Here is a 17,950-nt window from a genome sequence, read left to right on the forward strand (position 1 = left end):
AGGAGCATCGTGGCCGCATCCGAGAACACCTTCCGCGCCGCCGTCGTGCAGTTCGAGCCCACGCCGGACGCGCCGGAGGTCAACCTCGCGACGGTCGAGCGGATGGCCCGGGCGGCGGTCGCCGACGGCGCACGCCTGGTCGCCTTCCCCGAGATGTGCCTGCTCGGCTACTGGCATCTCACGAAGCAGTCGACCGCGCGACTGCGGGAGCTCGCGGAACCGGTCGACGGGCCGAGCCTGCGCGCCGTCCGCGCCCTCGCGACCGGACTCGAGGCGGGCATCGGTGTCGGGTTCCTCGAGCACGGCCCGGATGACCGGCTCTACAACTCCTACGCCGTCGCGCTTCCCGACGGCACCCTGCACGTGCACCGCAAGCTGCACGCGTTCGAGCACGAGTCGATCTCCAGCGGAGACCGCTACACCGTGTTCGACACCCCATGGGGCATCCGGATGGGCGTGCTCATCTGCTGGGACAACAACCTCGTCGAGAACGTGCGCGCCACCGCGCTCGCCGGGGCAACGGTGCTGATCGCCCCGCATCAGACCGGCGGCACCTCCTCGCGCAGCCCGCACGGGATGCGGCCCATCCCGATGGAGCTGTGGGAGGCACGCGAGAGCGATCCGGCGGCCATCGAGGCGGCGTTCCGCGGACACAGCGGACGGGAGTGGCTGTTGCGCTGGCTGCCCTCGCGCGCCCACGACAACGGCATCTTCGTGTTGTTCTCGAACGGGGTCGGGCGGGACGACGACGAGGTGCGCACCGGCAACTCGATGATCCTCGACCCCTACGGGCGGATCGTCGCCGAGACGTGGGCCGCCCGCGACGACACGGTCATCGCCGACCTCGACCTCGACCTCGTGCCGCTCTCGACGGGACAGCGATGGATCCGCGGCCGTCGACCGGAGCTGTACGAACCGCTCACGCGGCGCACCGGCGACGAGCTCGAACCCCGGGCCGCGCGGTTCTCCGACGACCCGGTGCGCCCTCTCGGCGAGCCGGCTCAGGGCTGAGGAGCGAGCGCGCGCTCCGGCGGATTCGGGTCCCCGACCCAGGCGGACGCCCCGTGCTCCAGGCGCCGGAACCGCACGCCCGCGGCGTGCAGGCGGTCGAGGTGACGCTCGAGGCGGGCGTGGAACTCCCCGAAGTCGCGCTCCCGACCCGGTTCGAGGCGGCGGCGCCACACCGTCTCGGCGAACGCGCACAACCGGGGGAACATCATGTACTCCGCATGCTCCGTGGTGGGCACGTACTCGGTCCACAGGTTCGCCTGGGCGCCGACGATCCGCCCTGCCGCCTCACCCAGTTCGGCAGGGTGCGGTTCGAACGCGAACACGCGCTCGAGTGACACGACCGGGTCGGGGAATCCGACCGGCTCCGCCGGGTGCGTCGACTGTGGCAGGTCGAAGTACACCTCGTCGCGCGGCGACATGACGACGTCGTGCCCGGCTCGGGCGGCGCGCACCCCCTCGGCGCGACCGCGCCACGCCATCACGAGGGTGTCCTGCGGGGCGCCGCCCTGCACGACCTCGTCCCACGCCACCAGGCGGCGCCCGTGCGCCCGCAGCAGCTCGTCGACCCGGGCGGTGAACCACCCCTGCAGCGCCTCCTCGCCGGCGAGGCCGAGCTCGGCGATCCGGCGCTGGGCGACCGGGGATGCGCGCCACTCGCGCTTGGGCACTTCGTCGCCGCCGGCATGGATGTAGGCGCCCGGGAAGATGCTCGTCACCTCATCGAGCACGGCCCGCACGAAGTCGAGGGTGGCCGGTCCGACGTCGAGGACGCGGGTGCTCACTCCCCAGCGCGTGCGCACCTCGGCGGGTTCGCCGCTGCCGAGCTCCGGATACGCCGCAAGGGCCGCCTGCACGTGACCGGGCAGGTCGACCTCGGGCACCACGGTGATGTGCCGTCGGGCGGCGTAGGCGACGATGTGCTCGAGCTCTTCGCGCGTGTAGGCGCCGCCGTGCGGGGTGCCGTCGTAGTCCACGTCGTCGCGTTCGTCGTCGTAGCCCACGAGCGACTCGGGCCGCCGGCCGCCGACCTCGGTGAGCCGGGGGTAGGCGGGGACGGGGAGGCGCCAGCCCTGATCGTCGGTGAGGTGCAGGTGCAGCACGTTGAGCTTGTGCGCGGCGAGCTGGTCGATCACCCGGAGTACGAACGACGCGGGCATGAAGTGCCGGGCGACATCGAGCATGAATCCGCGCCACCGGTACTCGGGTTCGTCCTCGATGTGCACGTGCGGCACGCGGATCGGCTCGGATCCCGTCGCCGGGTCGATCAGGCGGGTGCGATCGGTCGGGATGCGATGGGCCGGATACAGCTGCAGCAGCGTCTGCCGGGCGAGGAAGACGCCGGCCGCGTCGCCACCGCGGATCCGGACTCCGTCGTCGTCGATGTCGAGCCCGTACGCCTCGGGCGGGAGCGCCGGGTCGATCCGTTCGTGTACCTGCCCCTCGCTCGAGAGGAGGAACGTGCCGTGTCCGCGCCGCACGAGGCGGGGTCGCGGCACGAGGGCGAGGTCGTCGGGAGGCAGCATCGCGTCCATTTCGCTATGGGAACGATGTCACCCTAACTTCTGCCCCGCGCCCGGGGCAACGCGCGCGGACACCTGTGCGCGGGGCATCCGGTCGACGGACGCCCCACGCATCAGGGGTCAGCGTCGGCGCGCCACCGCTTCGGTGAGCAGCGCGACGAGCGCCTCGAGCTGCACCGTCGACTCGGCGCCGATCTCCTCGTCGCTGCCGTCGAGGGCACGCGCAGCGAGCCCGGCCTTCGAGTCGATGAGCTCGGCGATCTTCGAGTCGAGCGTCTGCGCCGCGAGGATGCGCCACGCGGTGACCGGCAGCTCCTGGCCGATCCGGTGCACCCGGTCGATCGCCTGGGTCTGCTCGGCATCCGTCCAGCTCAGCTCCGCGAGCACCACGTTCGAGGCGACCTGCAGGTTCACACCGACACCGGCCGCGGTGAGCGAGCAGACCGCGACGGAGACGTCGGGATCGGTGAGGAACGCGTCGATCTGCGCCTGACGGGTCTTCGCCGTCTGATCGCCACGGATCGAGATCGTACGCAGTCCCGCACGGGCGAACTGCTCCTCCGCCGTGTCCATCACGTCGATGTGCTTGGCGAAGAAGACGACCTTGCCCACGTTGCGGGCCAGATTGACGGTGTAGTCGGCCGCGAGGCCCGCCTTCGCCTGACCGATGCGTCGCACCATGCTGAAGACGTTGTCCCCGGCGCTGCTCGACTTCGATTCCTCGAGATCGGCGTGCGCGACGGTGCGGATGACCGTGGCCGGGTCGGCATCGGGCCGCGAGGCCATCACGCGGTCGAAGCGCTCGAGCAGTCGCGCGACGAGCTTGCGCTCCGACTCGCGCACCGAGCGTCCCACCTCCCCGTCGAGCTCGACGGTGATGTCCGCGATGCGACGGGCCGGGATGTCGGCGGCGACGTCGACCTTCTTGCGGCGCACGATGCCCATGTCGATCACGGCTTGACGCGCCGCGGCGAAGAATCCGGGGTCCCCCGGAGTGAGCCCCGTCTCGTCGAGGCGGCGCATGAGCTCGGCGCGCGGCTTCTTCTCGTCGATCCAGCCGAGGAACTGCCAGATCATCCGGAAGTCCTCGATCTGGTTGATCAGCGGCGTTCCGGTGAGCGCGATCATGAGCGCTCTCGGGGACACGGCGCGGATGCTGCGCGAGAGCGACAGCACGTTCTGCGAGCGCTGGGACTCCTTGTTCTTGATGAAGTGCGCCTCGTCGACGATCATGCCCTTGAAGCCGCGCTTGGAGAGCCAGTAGACATGGCGGTCGAGGATCTCGTAGTTGACGATCACGACGTCGGCATAGGCATCGATGTTCTCGCCGTCACCGTTCACGACCGTGGCGGTGCGCTTCGGCGTCCAGAGCGCCACCTCGCGAGCCCAGTTGACCTTCACGACGTTGGGGGTCACGACGAGCAGCGGGTACGACCCGGTCGCGTTCGCCGCGAGCAGCGCCTGTGCGGTCTTGCCGAGGCCGGGCTCGTCGGCGAGCAGGTAGGTGCGGTGACCCTCACGGGCGGATTCGACGAAGCGGGCCTGGTGCGGCATGAGCTGCAGTCGTCCCGGCGTGTCGAGGCTCTCCACCGGCGGCAGGTCCATGCTCGCCGCCGTGCCGCCCGCGCCGTACTCGAAGGAGCGGAACAGCGGCTCGATGAGCTCCCAGTTCGCCAGGCGGCTCGAGGTCGGTTCGACCGGCTGCACGGCGCTGAAGTCGGGCGCGAGGAAGGGGTTCGACATCTGGTAGCGGCGCACCGGCGCAGGGACCACCTGGCGTTCGGTGGACGCGTCGGGCTGCGGCGCCTCGTCGGTGATGATGAGCTCGTCGGGGCTCAGCTCCACGCCGGCCGACATGAGCAGGTCGCGGCGCATCTCCCGCGCGGCGGCGCTCACCGGGGCGTCGTCCTGCAGCAGGGTGATGAGCGAGGTGTCGCGAGCGGCGGTCTTCGCGAGGATCGCCGCGAGTCCGTCGAGTCGGCGCTGCGCTTCGACGCGTTCGGCGTCGGGGATCGTGGTGTCGGTCTTGATGCGGGCGCGTTCCTCGCGCAGCAGCACCGTGGCGACCTGGAACCGCGTGCGGTTCGCCGCGCGCACCGGGCCGCGCTGCGCGGCGGCCTCGACCTCGCGCGCGACGCGGGCGAGCACGGGGATGACGCCCGCCTCGTCCGAGTGGGGACGCCTCGAGCGTCCGCGCGCTGCCGCACGGGCGCGACCGGGGGCTTGACGTTGGGCCGGGTTGGCCATGCTCCTCCTGAGCTTGAAAATCCGGGACCGTGGCGATGGTGGCGGGATCCCCGGATGCTGCGCCGACAGAGTTCGTCGGCCGTGTACTCGGCGCGTGCGAGTTGTCCAGACCCAGCAGGGAACGCTGGTGGGTTCGCGGCGCTACAGGAAGTGTACGCCCTCCGGCCGCGCGGCGGGGCACGCCGAGCGCGAAAACGCAACGACGCGTGCCGAGTCGGTCGGGGTCAGCGCGCGGCGAGGTCCCGGACCGTCGGACCCTCGAGGCGCGTACCGTCCGCGGCGAAGCGCGACCCGTGCGCCGGGCAGTCCCAGGTGCGCTCCTGGTCGTTCCACGCCACCATCGCGTGCAGGTGGGGGCAGAGCGCCGACACCTTGCACGTGACGCCGTCGACCGTGGAGATCGCCGTCGCCTTCAACCCGTCCCGGCCGATCTCGCCCTGTCCTTCGGCGGGCGGCTGATCCGGCAGCGGCTTCGCGACCGCGGCCGTCCACCCCTTGAGGTACTCCCACGCTACCGCGGCGTTCATGCCGAGACCGACCGCCATCGCTCGCGGAGTCGTGACACGGCGGTGCAGCGTCTTCGCCCACGGCTGATGTCCGCCGAGGATGTCGCTCGCGAGGGTGAGGCCGCACTGCACGGCGTTCGTCATGCCCCACTTGTCGTAGCCGGTGGCCAGGAAGATCCGCCCGCGCCCGCGCGGCATCCAGCCGACGAAGGGCACGCCGTGCGGCGTCTCGTAGTCCTGGGCGCTCCAGGTGTGGGTGCGCTCGGCCCCGGGGAACCAGCGCTCGGTCCAATCGACGAGGTCGTCGACGAGCGACGCGGGCGACGGATGGCGGCCGACCTCGTGCCCGTTGCCGCCCACGAGCAGCAGTTCGCCGGACTCGTCGGGGGTCGTGCGCAGCGACCGGGTCGGGCCGTCGACGCTCACGTACATGTCGCTCGGGATGTCGCCGGGAACGCGGAAGCTCAGGCCGTAGGAGCGCTTCGGCCGCAGCTTCGCCCAATAGAGGCCGCGGTCGAGGATCGGCATGCCGGTCGCCACGATGAGGTGACCCGCGCGCACCTCGCCGCGCGTCGTGCGTACCTCCACGGGATCCGAGGCGCGCGCCCCGGTGACCCGCACGTTCTCGACGACCTTGCCGCCGTGCGCCCTCAGGTCGAGTACGAGGGCGCGCAGCACGTCCATCGGGTCGAACTGCGCCTGATCGGCCAGCCGCACCGACGCGGTCGTCTCGAACGGCAGTCCCGCGTCTCCCGAGCGCACGACGGGCAGCCCGGTCGAGCGGGCCGCCTCGTACTCGCGGTCGATGGTGGCCGCACCCTCGACGGTCGTGGCGTAGCTGATGGCGTCGCGCCGCTGCACCGGGATGCCGTGCTCGTCGGCGTAGCGCAGCAACCAGGCCTGTCCCTCGAGGTTCGCCTCGACGTATGCGTCGAGCACCGCCTGGTAGGTGCGGTGCTTGATCTTCTGCAGCTGCGAGCCCTGCAGCACGCTGAGCTTCGCGGTCGTGTTGCCCGTGGTCAGGGCGCCCACCCGGCGCGACTCGAGCACGACCACCCGCCGGCCCGCGCGGGCGAGCAGCAGGGCGGCGACGAGCCCGGTCAGACCGGCGCCGACGACGACCTCGTCGTAGTGGGCGTCAGCCTCGAATTCGTCGGTCTCGATGTTGGGGGCACGATCCAGCCACAGCGATGTCATCGGTTCTCCTCACGACCCGCCCACGGTATCCAGCCCGCCATCGGCGCCGGGCGGCGTGCGGGGAATCCCCAGGAGGGCGGCAGGAAGCCGCCCCGTGTCTAGGGTCGGAGCATGCAGATCGAGATCGTGCGCGGGGATATCACCCGGCAAGAGGTCGACGCGATCGTCAACGCGGCGAACAGCTCGCTGCTCGGCGGAGGCGGCGTCGATGGGGCCATCCACCGCGCGGGCGGGCCGGAGATCCTCGAGGAGTGCCGTCGCCTGCGTGCCACCACCCTTCCGGACGGCCTTCCGACCGGACACGCGGTCGCGACCGGGGCGGGACGCCTGCCCGCGCGGTGGGTCATCCACACCGTCGGGCCGGTGTGGAGCCGCCGGGAGGACCGCACCCCGCTGCTCGAGAGCGCCTACCGCGAATCGCTGCGCGTCGCGGCCGAGCTGGGTGCCGAGAGCGTCGCGTTCCCCGCCGTGTCGGCCGGGGTCTACGGGTGGCCGATGGACGACGCGGCGCGGGTCGCGGTGCGCACGGCGCAGGCGACGGGAGGGGTGCCGCTCGTGCGGTTCGTGTTGTTTTCGGACGACGCCCTCGCGGCGTTCGAACACGCGGCGGCCGGATCCGGTCAGCGCGACGAGGGGTAGGCGAGGCGGCGGAGCGCCCACTCGGCCGGCCCGCGGCGCCCCGCACGCTCGAGGAGCACCGCGAGCACGACGGTGAGCAGCCAGGTCGCGACGGCGACGAGGGCGATGGACCAGCTGCTCAAGTGGGCGCCCACGCCGAGCCCCCACGCGCTCATGAGGGGGGCGAAGACGATCGACTGGGCGAGGTAGCACGAGAGCGAGCGCTTGCCGACCGCCTGCAGCGCGCCGCTGAGCGCCCCGACCGGACGGTCCCTCACGTGGGCGGCGACGAGCCCGAAGACCGCGACGTAGCCGAGCGCGCAGGCCAGACCCGCGAGGGCGTTGACGCCGAAGAACACCCAGTCGACCGCACGCGGGATGCCCAGCAACCCGGCGTTCTGCGCGGCGACGACCGCGCCGACGGTCCACCCGCACGCGATCCCCCCGATCGCGACACGGCGCAGCAGCAGGTGATGGCGCTCCGGCTCCTCGAGCACCCGATGCCGCGCCGCGAGGAACGCGAGCAGGATCGCGATCGGCGTGACGAGGCCGAGCACGCCCTGCCCGGGTGCCAGGAACGCCCAGAAGCCGAGCCGCGCGATGACCGATGCGCCGTAGTCGGTCTCGGCGTTGGGCCCGTGCAGGCTGAACTCCTCCGGGCCGAGCAGGGTGTCCTCCGGGATGGTCGCTAGGAGCGCGCCGCCGACGGCCATGAGGATCGAGGCGAGCGCCAGGAGCGTGGTGAGCACCGTCGCCCACACGCGCAACGTCGCATCTCGGCGGTCGAGGAACAGCCAGGTCAGCAGCAGGCCCGCGAGTCCGTACGCGCCGAGGATGTCGCCCATCCACAGCAGTCCCGCGTGCACTGCGCCGAAGGCGATCATCCACCAGTGCCGCCGCCGCAGCAGCCGCCGCGCCCGCCGACGGTCGGCGCCCGCCTCGCGCTGACGGCGGTACAGCTGCACGATGCCGTAGCCGAACAGGAACGCGAACATGGGATAGGTGCGGCTGTCGATCGCGATGATCGCGAGGGACTGCACGATCCGGTCGGCGAGCGAGGCGTCGAGCGGATGCGCGCTCGTGAGCGGCGCCGGTTCGTCCCACAGGTACACCGGTGCGTTCGCGATCGCGATGAGCAGGAGCATCGCGCCTCGCGCGAGATCGGGGGCGATCGCGCGTCCGCTCAAGCCGAGCGGCACCATCGGTGCGGGACGGGTCCGGGTCATGCGGTCCAGTCTCGCGATCCGATCGGCCGCGCACATCGGCCGATCGGCCGAGCCCCCATCGACCGGTGGACCGTCCACCCGCTTCCGGCGAACGGGCGGCGCCGCTAGCGTGCCCCCATGACGTACACGCCCGGCTCCCTCGAGTGGCTGCTCGATTCCGACCCGGCACTGCGTTGGCAGGTCGAACGCGACCTCGCCGGCGCACCGCGCGAGACGTGGGAGGCCACCCGCGCCCGGGTCGCCACCGAGGGCTTCGGGGCCCGACTGCTCGCGCTGCAGGATGCCGACGGACAGTGGGCGGGCGGGGCCTACTTCCCCACGAGATCCACACCCGATGCGACGGGCCCGGTCGGGGAGGACCGGCAGCCGTGGACCGCGACCACCTGGTCGCTCAACTCGCTCCGCGAATGGGGCCTCGACGCACGCGCGCTCGGCCGAACCGCCGAACTGCTCGCCGAGAACAGCCGCTGGGAGTACGACGGGCTGCCCTACTGGGGCGGCGAGGTCGACTGCTGCATCAACGCGTACACCCTCGCCAACGGCGCCTGGCTCGGTGTGGACGTGTCCGCGCTCGCCGAGTGGTTCCCCGCCCATCGGCTCCCCGACGGCGGATGGAACTGTCAATGGGTCGAGGGCTCGACGCGCTCCTCGTTCCACTCCACCCTCAACACGCTCAAGGGCATCCTCTCCTACGAGGCCGCGACGGGCGGGTCGGACGAGCTGCGGGCCGCGAGGCATGCCGGTGAGGAGTACCTGCTCGAGCGCCGGCTGCTCCACCGCCGCTCGACGGGGGAACCCGTCGGGCCGTGGGCGACGCACTTCGCGTACCCGTTCCGCTGGGTCTACAGCGCACTCAACGCGACCGACTACTTCCGCGCGGCGGCCCTGCACGAGGGAGTCGCCCCCGATGCGCGCCTGTCCGACGCGATCGACGTGATCCGTGCGGCTCGGCGCGCGGACGGCACCTGGCTGCAGGAACGACGCCACGGCGGGCAGGCGTGGTTCGAGGTGGACGTGCCGCCGGGCGAGCCCTCGAAGTGGCTCACCCTCTACGCGACTCGCGTGCTCGACTGGTGGGACCGGGCGGTCTGATTCCCATCGCCGGTCGGCCACGCGGGGCGGCTGCTCAAGCGGAATCCGCGTCCCGGAGGAAGTCGAGGATCGCGCGCGCGAGAGCGGTAGGGGCCTCGAGCGCGACGTAGTGGCCGACGCCGTCGAGATGTACCGAGTCGATCCTCCCCACCGCGATCCGTTCGACGGTGCGCAGGGTGAACGGCCCACCCCCCGCTCCGACGGCCAAGACGGGCATGGCGAGCGGACGCCGTGCCGCGAGCGACCGAAGGGCTTCTCCCTCTGAGAGCATCGACCGATAAAGACCGGCCGCCCCGTGCCACCCGTCCGCGCGGGAGTACGTACGGGCGAACTCGTCGATGTCATCCGGCCCGACCGCGCCGGCGACTGCGATCATCCCCGGAAACGCCCAGTCGCCGAGGAACTCCCGCTCCCTCCCCTTGAGGAGCATCTCGGGCACGCCAGGGGCGGCCATCACCCCGATGTGCCAGGAACCGCCGCGGGTGACATCGGCGAGGTCCTCGAGTCCGAACCCGCCGAGTCCCATCTCGATCGCCGTGAAGCTGCGAACGAGGTCGGGATGCGTCGCGGCCATTCGGAACGCGGCGGCTCCGGCGATGTCCTGCGACGTGAGGTGTACCGGGCCGACGCCGAGGTGCTCGACGAATTGCTTGAGGTCGATCGCGGCCGTCTCGCTGTCGTGGTCGACGTCAGCCGCGCTCGAGTCGCCGAAGCCTCGGAGATCGACGGCGAACACGCGATGTTCCTCCGCCAGCGATGGGATCACTTCGTGGAATGCCCACCAGGTCTCCGGGAAGCCGTGTACGAGGACGATCGGTGTCCCCGCCGATCCGGCGCTCACATAGTGAAGGTCCGCGCCGTCGAGGTGAGCGGTGTGGTGGGTGATACCGGCGATGGTGGCGCGGTCGGTGGACATGCGGGCTCCTCAAATTGACAACCTAGTTGTCTGATAATAGACAGCTTGGTTGTCTTTGTCCAGACCGTATCCTGGGACCATGTCGCGATCCGGCGCCGACCTGGCGCTTCTCCTCCTCGGCGGGTATCGCACGCTCGTGGAGAGCGCGATGACCGAGCTCGCGTCGCATGGCCACGGCGACTTCCGTCCCGGACACGAGTTCGCGATGCGGGCGATCGCCAGCGGCGCGGACAGCGCGTCGGAGCTGGGTCGTCGGATGTCCGTGACGAAGCAGGCCGCCGCCAAGACGATCGCAGTGCTGACGGAGCGCGGCTATGTCACGAGCGCGCCGGACCCGGCCGATGGCCGGCGGAAGCGCCTGCAGGTGACTCCGCGCGGCATCGAGGCCATGGAGCTGGGCGAAGCGGCATTCGAGCGGTCGCGCGCCGCCTGGGAGGAGCGGCTCAGCACCGCCGAGCTGGTCCGAGTGGAGTCCGCCCTGCGGACCGTCGTCGGCGATCGCGTCGTCGATCCGGAGGCCGCCGGATGGAGCACCGACTCCCCGGCCTGAGGCGCCCTCGACCTCACGCCCCGCGCGGTGCCGCTCCGTCGCCCGTGTGGATCTCGAGCTCGTCGCGGGTGGGTGTCCCGGGCCGGCGGGCGACCGGCCGGTCGAGGTAGAAGATCGCCGTCGAGGCGATGTCGTCGCGCAGCGGCAGGTACCGCCAGCCGCTGCGCCAGCCGAGCGCCTGGATGTCCACCCGCAGCGCCGTGGCGAAATGGATGGGGTCGGCGATGTGCCAGCGGTACATGCCGAACCGCTGCTGCGCCGTGTACAACCCGTCGGGCCGGATGACCTGCGGCATCCCGAGGTAAGGGGTCGAGTACTCGGTGTAGCCCTGTCCCGGCACGTCGAAGTTCCATGCCCCGCCGAAGTAGTCCTCCGTGCCGGTGCCGCAGATGGTCGGGTACTCGTCGTCGTCGTCGAGGTAGAACTTGATCTCGCCCTCGCCCCACCAGCCGTTCGAGTTGACGCCCCACGCGAGGTAGGTGCCGACGTACCGGCCGGCGCCCTCCACGCCCTCGACGATGGTGTGCGGGGTGAGGTGCTCGAGCGGATTGCTGCGACGCCACTGCGCGTGGAAGTAGTCCTCGCCGGAGTAGTCCCCGCCGACCTCGTAGGTGATCTGGTAGTACACCCGCACGTCGCTAGGCGAGAGGTTCTCGAGCGTCAGCCGGGCACTCTCGCGGAACGGCATGGGCCAGTACGAGTTGAACCCGCCGTTCGGGTTCGCCGCGACGGCTTGCGAAGTCACCTGGGCGAAGCGCCCCCAGCCGTTGCAGAAGAAGTCGCCGTAGGGCACCTCGACGGCCGGCTCCTCGGCGCCGTCCCAGTACGCGCGGAGGATGAGCTCCCGCCAGTTGTCGACGTGCGTCGTGATCCAGATGTGCTGGATGCGCCCGCCGCCGGCGATGGCGGCGAGTTCGAACGTCTCGCCCGCCCTGATGTCGACGCTCGGGGAGATCTTCCATCCGGGGCCGAGATCGCGGGCGCTCTCGGCCCCGGTCCCCTCGGTGGCGCGCCCTCCCCCGCCGGGAGCACCGTCGAAGTTCTCGGGGCTGATGGATCGGGTGCGCACGTCGCGACGCGTCGCCAGGGTGCTGATGTCCGACAGGACCACGGTGTCCCCTCCTCGCGCGCCACGGCGCGACCGCTTGGAATCGATTTCGTCACAGTAGGCTTGGCGCCACGGCGTGTCAACCGGAGGCGCCGCGCGACGGGCGCGGCGTGGCGCAGCGGAGGGAGGCGGCATGGCGACGATCTACGAGGTCGCGGCCCTCGCCGGGGTGAGCCCGGCGACCGTCTCGCGGGTGTTCAACGGCGCGCGCGTCTCCGAGGGCAAGGCCCGCGCCGTGCGGGACGCCGCGGAACAGTTGCGTTTCGTGCCGAACCGCACCGCCCGCACGCTGCGGCGGCAGAACTCCGAGGTCATCGCCCTCGTCATCCCCGACATCGAGAACCCCTTCTTCACCTCGCTCGCCCGCGGGGTCGAAGACCGCGCGCAAGCCGCCGGGTACTCCGTCGTGCTGTGCAACACCGACGAGGATCCGGCGAAGGAATCCACCTACCTCGACATCGCCATCAGCGAGAACATGGCGGGCGTCGTGCTCGCCCCCGCGTCGGATCACAGCGACCTGCACCGGCTCATCGAACGCAACCGGCCGATCGTCGCGATCGACCGGGGCACGAGCTTCGAGATCGACGGGGTGATGACCGACAACCGCGCGGCCGGCCATTCCGCGACCTCCGCCCTCGCCGCGGCCGGGCACCGCCGGATCGCGCTCATCACCGGCCCGGAGGGCATCGAGACGGCCGACGAGCGGCTGCGCGGGTGGGCCCAGGTCGTCGGCGCCGACACCGCGCACGACTACGTGCGCCGGGCGAACTATCGCGTCGACGGCGGTCGCGCCGCGATGACGTCGCTGCTCGAGATGCCCGAACCACCCGACGCCGTCGTGGCGGGCAACAACCTCATGGGCGTCGGCGCTCTGCAGGTGCTCACCGGCGCGGGACGGATGCCGCCCGAGTTCGGGGTGGCCGTCATCGGCGACCTTCCGTTCACCACGCTCCGGCCGACCGCGATCACGCGGGTACAGCTGCCGGCGCGGCAGATGGGGGTGACGGCGGCGACGATGCTCATCGAGCGCATCGGCGGCGACACGCAGCCCGCCCGCACCGTCGTGCTGCGCAACACCCTCGTGCCGGCGACACCGGGCGTCCGCGCGCTCTGAGCTGAGAGCTGCGCGTGCGCGCCTCCGATGTCGTTGCATCTTGAAATCGATTTCTGGCATGCTGGCCGCATCGGCGACGGAGACGACGGGAGGCGACGTGGGAACAACGGCGCCCCCGGGACCGCTCCGGCGCGACTCGAGTCCGCAAGGAGCACCATGACCCTCGTCTACGACGTCCCCGCCGCACCGCAGCGACCGGCCCTCGAGCCGCGCACCGCGTGGCTCATCTCGAGCGGCGACCTGCGCGAATCCGCGAATCTCGCCGGCTGGCCCACGCAGGCCGCGATGGAGGAGGCGATCGGCACGGCGTTCGCCGAGCTGGGGTGGCGCGTGCACCGTGCGAATCCGGTCGACCCGGCACTCGGGCACGGGTTCATCCGCAGCCAGCGCATGGGACTCGAGGTGTTCAAGGGCATCCCCGTCGACGCGCCGCTCGTGGTGGCCGAGGCGGTGTGGCAGTACAGCCACCACGTGCTCGCCGGACTCCGCACCCACCGCGGGCCCATCCTCACCGTCGCGAACTTCGCCGGCGACTGGCCCGGCCTCGTCGGGCTGCTCGGGCTCAACGCCGGCCTCACGAAGATGGGCGTCGAGTACTCCACCATCTGGAGCGTCGACTTCACCGACGCGTGGTTCCGTGACGGGCTGCGGTCGTGGGTCGAGACAGGATGCATCGAGCACGACGCCTCGCACGTGCGCCCGCTGCCGGCGCTGCCGCCGAGCGCCGAGGTCGAGCTCGGACGCGCGCTCGCCGACCAGTTGCTCGCCGACAAGGCGATCATCGGCGTCTTCGACGAGGGCTGCATGGGCATGTACAACGCGATCTTCGACGACGAGCTGCTCAACCGGATCGGTGTCTACAAGGAGCGGCTGTCGCAATCGGCGCTCTACGCCGAGATGCTCACGGTCGACGATGCCGAGGCGGATGCGGTCGGCGAGTGGCTGCGCGACCGGGGCATGCGCTTCCGCATCGGCACCGACGAGGCGACCGAACTCACCGAGGCGCAGCTGCGCTGGCAGTTCAAGATGTACATCGCCGCGCTGCGGATCGCCGACGACTTCGGGCTCGACGCGGTGGGCATCCAGTACCAACAGGGCCTGAAGGACCTCGTGCCGGCGAGCGACCTCGCCGAGGGGCTGCTCAACGCGACCGATCGGCCGCCGGTCACCAGCCGCGACGGCGGCCGGGTGCTGCACGAGGGGCGCGCCTTCCCGCACTTCAACGAGGCCGATGAGGGGGTCGCCGTCGACGCGCTCGTGACCGACCGCGTGTGGCGGGCCATGGGGCTCGTTCCCGACAACACCCTGCACGACGTGCGCTGGGGCGAGGAGTTCGACGGCCGCTTCGTGTGGGTGTACGAGATCTCGGGCTCGGTCCCCGCGTCCCACCTCGGCGGCTACGAGCACGCCGAGGGCTGGCGGCAGGGTCCGGTGTTCTTCCCGGCCGGCGGCAGCACCATCAACGGGGTCTCGAAGCCCGGAGAGGTCGTGCTGAGCCGCGTGTTCATCGCCGACGGCGTGCTGCAGGCGGATGTCTTCCGCGCCTCCGTCGTGGAGCTCCCGGAGGAGGAGACACGGCGCCGCAAGGAGGCGACGAATCCGGAGTGGCCGATCGCGCACGTCGTGCTGCACGGCGTCACCCGCGACCAGTTCATGGCCCGGCACAAGGCCAACCACGCCCAGCTCGTCTACGCTCCGGACGCTGAGACGGCCGACCGGGGGTTGCTCGCGAAGGCCGCCATGCTCGACCGGCTGGGTGTGCGCGTGAACCTCGTGGGCGACGTCGCGCTGTGACCGGGGTGCGACCCGCACGCGGCTAGGCTCGCGCCATGACGGCGCCCTCCTCCCCGGTACCGCGCTCCGCCCGTCCGCTCACCGATGCCGACCGGGCGGCCGTCGAGAACCTGCGCGCCCTCGTGCGCGTGCCGACCGTGTCGCTCCCCGACGCCGTCGACGCGTCGACGCTCGACGCCTTCGCCGCGGTGCTCGCGGACCGGTATCCGCGGGTGCACGCGCGCGCGGACGTCGAGCGGATCGCGGACCACTCGCTGCTGTTCCGGATCCATGGCCGGGGCACGGCCGATCCGGTCGTGCTCATGGCGCACTACGACGTCGTGCCGGTCGACGAACAGGCGTGGACGCGGCCGCCGTTCTCCGCCGACCTCGTGGGCGAGGGAGTCGACGCCGTCGTGTGGGGTCGCGGAACCCTCGACGACAAGGGCGTGCTCGCGGCGATCCTCGAGGCGTGCGAGCGCATCCCCGAGTCGGCCGAGCGAGCGGACGGCGACATCTACCTCAGCTTCGGCTTCGACGAGGAGACGACGGGCAGCGGCGCCCTCGGCGTCGTTGCGGAGTTGGAACGCCGTGGCGTGCGCCCGCGTCTCGTGCTCGACGAGGGTGGAGCCGTCGTCGAGGGGGCGTTCCCCGGCGTCGAGCGCCCACTCGCCGTGGTGGGAGTGAGTGAGAAGGGGATCGCGACGCTGCGTCTGCGCACCCGGGAGCCGGGCGGGCACGCCTCCACTCCCCCGACACTTCCCGCGACGGCGCGCCTCGCGCGGGCGATCACACGCCTGCAACGCCGTCCGTTCCCGGCACGGCTGGATGCGCCCACCCGCGCGATGGTCGCCCGGCTCGCCCCGCATGCGACGGGGCCGCTGAGGACGGTGTTCCGCGCCGTGCGCGTGACGGCGCCGCTCGTGTGCGCCGTGCTCGCTCGCGCGACGCCCGAGACGCGCGCGATGGTTCGCACCACCCAGGCGGTGACCGAGCTCACCGGCTCCCCGGCCGCGAACGTGCTCGCGCAGCAGGCGACCGCGAGCGTGAACATCCGCATCGCCGTCGGATCGAGCGTCGACGAGGTCGTGCGTCACGTCCGTCGGGCGATCCGCGACGACGCCGTCGAGGTCGAGGTCGTCCATGCGACGGAGCCGTCGCCGGTGTCGCCGAGCGAAGGGCCCGCGTGGGGGCTCCTCGAAGCGGTCATCGGTGAGGTGTACCCCGACGCGATCGTAACCCCCTACGTGATGCTCCAGGCGAGCGACAGCCGTCACTTCACTCGCATCAGCGATGCCGTCTACCGGTTCCTGCCGTTCGATCTGACCACCGCGGAGCGCGCGAGCATCCACGCGGCCGACGAACGCATCCGGGTCGACACGTTCCTGCGGGCGGTGCGCTTCTTCGAGCTCCTGCTCGCGCGGCTCTGACGCCGCCTTTCAGTACCCGGGGAGCCGGATCGCGCCGCTCATCGGCGGCTGCTCGCGCAACCGTTCGAGGGCCGGTCGCAGTTCACCGAGCACGGCTTCGTAGCCGGCCGTCGAGAAGTGCAGCCGGTCCTCCGTGTACTCCGGGCTCAGCTCGCCGTCTTCGAGCGCGAGCACCGGCCACAGGTCGAGGTACTGGCCGTGCACCGTGGCCACGAACTGGCGGAGGTGGCGGTTGGCGTCCTGGATGCGGTCGGCGAATTCGCGCCCGCGCGGCGGGATCGAGACGAGCAGCAGGCGCGCGCCGGGAAGGTCGCGGCGCAGGGTCACCATGATCGTCTCGACGTTGCGCACGACGTGCTCGACGGAACGACGGGCGCTCAGGTCGTTCGTGCCGACGAGCAGCACGACCTCGTCGGGATCGGCGTCGACGATGCGCTCGATGCGGGCGAGCACGTCGTCGGTCGTGGCGCCGCCGACGCCGTGGTTGATCACCTCATCGTCGATCCACTCGTCCCAGTTGCCGCCTTCGATGAGGCTGTCGCCCACGAAGGCGATCCGTGTCGTCGCGTCGGTCATCCGTGCACTCCTTCGTCGGATCGGGTTCTGAGGGGGTCCTCCATCTTCCGCCGCCCGACCTCGGCGGCGCCACCCGAGCGCCGGATCCGCAGGCGATCGTGACCCTCGAGCAGTTCGACGAGCTCGGGAGGCCCGAGCACCTCGAAGGGCCACTGCAGCCAGATCAGCGCGCCGGCGAGCGGTTCGAGGTACCGATCGGACGGCGACCAGATGGTGCGGTCGCCGTCGGCTTCGAAGTCGTCGGCGTACGCACCCATCCATTCGCGAACCGCCTCGATCGGAGCGTCGATGCGGATGCGTGCGGTGAATCCGGTCGGCAGGCCACCGAGACGGTCGACCACGAATGCGGCGGCGTCTCCTCCGGGCACCTCTCGCGGGGTGAAGCGCACACGGGTCTCGAACACGTCGTCGATGCGGTCGACGCGCAGGGTGCGCCAGTCCGCGCGCTGGAGGTCCCAGCAGACGAGATACCACCGACCCGAGTGCCAGACGAGCCGGACCGGCTCCACCTGCCGACGACTCTCCTCACCGGCCCCGCTCGAATACCGCAGGCGCACCCGCTCCGAGTTGCGGCAGGCGAGTGCGAGCACGGCCAGCACCTCCGCGTCGACCGGGGCGGAGACCCGACGCGGCGTCGTCGGGGTCGTCGCTGCGGCGAGTGCGGCGATGCGGCCGCGCAACCGCGACGGCAGCACCTGCTCGAGTTTCGCGAGCGCCGCCACGTTGAGATCGGCGATGCCGTCGAGCGCGCTCGAGGTGCGCAGGCTGACCGCGAGGGCGACCGCCTCCTCGTCGGTGAAGACGAGTGGGGGCAGGTCGGTGCCGGCGTCGAGCTGGTAGCCCCCGTCGACGCCCCGGTTCGCGTTGACCACGTAGCCGAGGTCGCGCAGCCGCTCGATGTCGCGGCGCAGCGTCCGCCCGCTCACCCCGAGCCGGCGAGCGAGTTCGTCGCCGCTCCAGTACCTGCGGGTCTGCAACAGCGACAGCAGGTGCAGGATGCGCGAGGTCGTCGTGGACTCGGTCATGGAAGCAGTCTGGCGCGGATTGCGGACGGTATCCGTCCTTT

General features: G+C 71.5%; 15 protein-coding genes. 7 read left to right on the top strand and 8 right to left on the bottom strand.

What is annotated here, in order from left to right; genetic code table 11:
* Window positions 1–9 precede the first annotated feature (9 nt).
* On the top strand, window positions 10–1,011 hold the full coding sequence (locus CLV46_RS10995; protein ID WP_100364806.1) for a nitrilase family protein: 1,002 nt from the start codon (window positions 10–12) through the stop codon (window positions 1,009–1,011).
* Here CLV46_RS10995 and CLV46_RS11000 read toward each other — a convergent pair.
* The 3 genes from CLV46_RS11000 to CLV46_RS11010 all read right to left on the bottom strand — a co-directional run bounded on the left by CLV46_RS11000 (window position 1,002) and on the right by CLV46_RS11010 (window position 6,481).
* Window positions 1,002–2,543 carry a beta-N-acetylhexosaminidase gene (locus CLV46_RS11000; RefSeq protein ID WP_211282184.1) on the bottom strand — a complete coding sequence of 514 codons (1,542 nt, stop codon included), beginning with the start codon at window positions 2,541–2,543 and terminating at the stop codon, window positions 1,002–1,004. The genes CLV46_RS10995 and CLV46_RS11000 overlap by 10 nt on opposite strands.
* A gap of 108 nt (window positions 2,544–2,651) precedes the next feature.
* Window positions 2,652–4,778: a DEAD/DEAH box helicase gene (locus tag CLV46_RS11005; protein WP_100364807.1), complete on the bottom strand. Its 2,127-nt coding sequence runs from the start codon at window positions 4,776–4,778 to the stop codon at window positions 2,652–2,654.
* A 224-nt stretch (window positions 4,779–5,002) separates the two neighbouring features.
* The gene (locus CLV46_RS11010; RefSeq protein WP_100364808.1) at window positions 5,003–6,481 is read right to left on the bottom strand and encodes an FAD-dependent oxidoreductase; all 1,479 of its coding nucleotides are present in this window, start codon (window positions 6,479–6,481) and stop codon (window positions 5,003–5,005) included.
* 111 nt (window positions 6,482–6,592) lie between these two features.
* Between CLV46_RS11010 and CLV46_RS11015 the strand changes: the two genes are divergently transcribed.
* Window positions 6,593–7,120, top strand: a complete 528-nt coding sequence (locus CLV46_RS11015; RefSeq protein ID WP_100364809.1) for an O-acetyl-ADP-ribose deacetylase — start codon at window positions 6,593–6,595, stop codon at window positions 7,118–7,120.
* Here CLV46_RS11015 and CLV46_RS11020 read toward each other — a convergent pair.
* Window positions 7,102–8,325, bottom strand: a complete 1,224-nt coding sequence (locus CLV46_RS11020; protein WP_100366024.1) for a DUF418 domain-containing protein — start codon at window positions 8,323–8,325, stop codon at window positions 7,102–7,104. The two genes, CLV46_RS11015 and CLV46_RS11020, sit on opposite strands and share 19 nt — an antisense overlap.
* Before the next feature lie 117 nt (window positions 8,326–8,442).
* On the opposite strand from CLV46_RS11020, the gene CLV46_RS11025 reads away from it, so the two are divergent.
* Complete coding sequence (locus tag CLV46_RS11025) at window positions 8,443–9,417, top strand: squalene cyclase (protein ID WP_100364810.1); 975 nt, start codon at window positions 8,443–8,445, stop codon at window positions 9,415–9,417.
* A 34-nt stretch (window positions 9,418–9,451) separates the two neighbouring features.
* On the opposite strand, the gene CLV46_RS11030 is transcribed toward CLV46_RS11025, so the two are convergent.
* Complete coding sequence (locus CLV46_RS11030; protein ID WP_100364811.1) at window positions 9,452–10,333, bottom strand: alpha/beta fold hydrolase; 882 nt, start codon at window positions 10,331–10,333, stop codon at window positions 9,452–9,454.
* A gap of 79 nt (window positions 10,334–10,412) precedes the next feature.
* On the opposite strand from CLV46_RS11030, the gene CLV46_RS11035 reads away from it, so the two are divergent.
* The gene (locus CLV46_RS11035; RefSeq protein ID WP_100364812.1) at window positions 10,413–10,883 is read left to right on the top strand and encodes a MarR family winged helix-turn-helix transcriptional regulator; all 471 of its coding nucleotides are present in this window, start codon (window positions 10,413–10,415) and stop codon (window positions 10,881–10,883) included.
* Window positions 10,884–10,896: 13 nt separating this feature from the next.
* Here the strand turns inward: CLV46_RS11035 and CLV46_RS11040 are convergent, their stop codons facing one another.
* Window positions 10,897–11,994 (bottom strand): glycoside hydrolase family 172 protein, encoded by a 1,098-nt coding sequence (locus CLV46_RS11040; RefSeq protein ID WP_100364813.1) that lies wholly within the window; start codon window positions 11,992–11,994, stop codon window positions 10,897–10,899.
* Between the two features lie 130 nt (window positions 11,995–12,124).
* On the opposite strand from CLV46_RS11040, the gene CLV46_RS11045 reads away from it, so the two are divergent.
* The 3 genes from CLV46_RS11045 to CLV46_RS11055 all read left to right on the top strand — a co-directional run bounded on the left by CLV46_RS11045 (window position 12,125) and on the right by CLV46_RS11055 (window position 16,308).
* The gene (locus tag CLV46_RS11045) at window positions 12,125–13,105 is read left to right on the top strand and encodes a LacI family DNA-binding transcriptional regulator (RefSeq protein ID WP_100364814.1); all 981 of its coding nucleotides are present in this window, start codon (window positions 12,125–12,127) and stop codon (window positions 13,103–13,105) included.
* A 156-nt stretch (window positions 13,106–13,261) separates the two neighbouring features.
* Window positions 13,262–14,899 carry a fucose isomerase gene (locus CLV46_RS11050; protein ID WP_100364815.1) on the top strand — a complete coding sequence of 546 codons (1,638 nt, stop codon included), beginning with the start codon at window positions 13,262–13,264 and terminating at the stop codon, window positions 14,897–14,899.
* A gap of 35 nt (window positions 14,900–14,934) precedes the next feature.
* Entirely contained in the window at window positions 14,935–16,308 is a 1,374-nt protein-coding gene (locus CLV46_RS11055; protein ID WP_100364816.1) for a M20/M25/M40 family metallo-hydrolase, read from the top strand.
* 9 nt (window positions 16,309–16,317) lie between these two features.
* Here CLV46_RS11055 and CLV46_RS11060 read toward each other — a convergent pair whose 3' ends face one another.
* Together CLV46_RS11060 and CLV46_RS11065 are read right to left on the bottom strand one after the other, a co-directional pair.
* Window positions 16,318–16,884, bottom strand: a complete 567-nt coding sequence (locus CLV46_RS11060) for a GDSL-type esterase/lipase family protein (RefSeq protein WP_100364817.1) — start codon at window positions 16,882–16,884, stop codon at window positions 16,318–16,320.
* A complete protein-coding gene (locus tag CLV46_RS11065) occupies window positions 16,881–17,909 on the bottom strand; it encodes a helix-turn-helix transcriptional regulator (protein ID WP_100364818.1) in 1,029 nt (342 codons plus the stop codon). The genes CLV46_RS11060 and CLV46_RS11065 overlap by 4 nt, the downstream gene beginning before the upstream one ends.
* Window positions 17,910–17,950 lie beyond the last annotated feature (41 nt).

It is taken from the genome of Diaminobutyricimonas aerilata, assembly GCF_002797715.1.
In the GTDB taxonomy this organism is placed as follows: Bacteria; Actinomycetota; Actinomycetes; order Actinomycetales; family Microbacteriaceae; genus Diaminobutyricimonas; species Diaminobutyricimonas aerilata.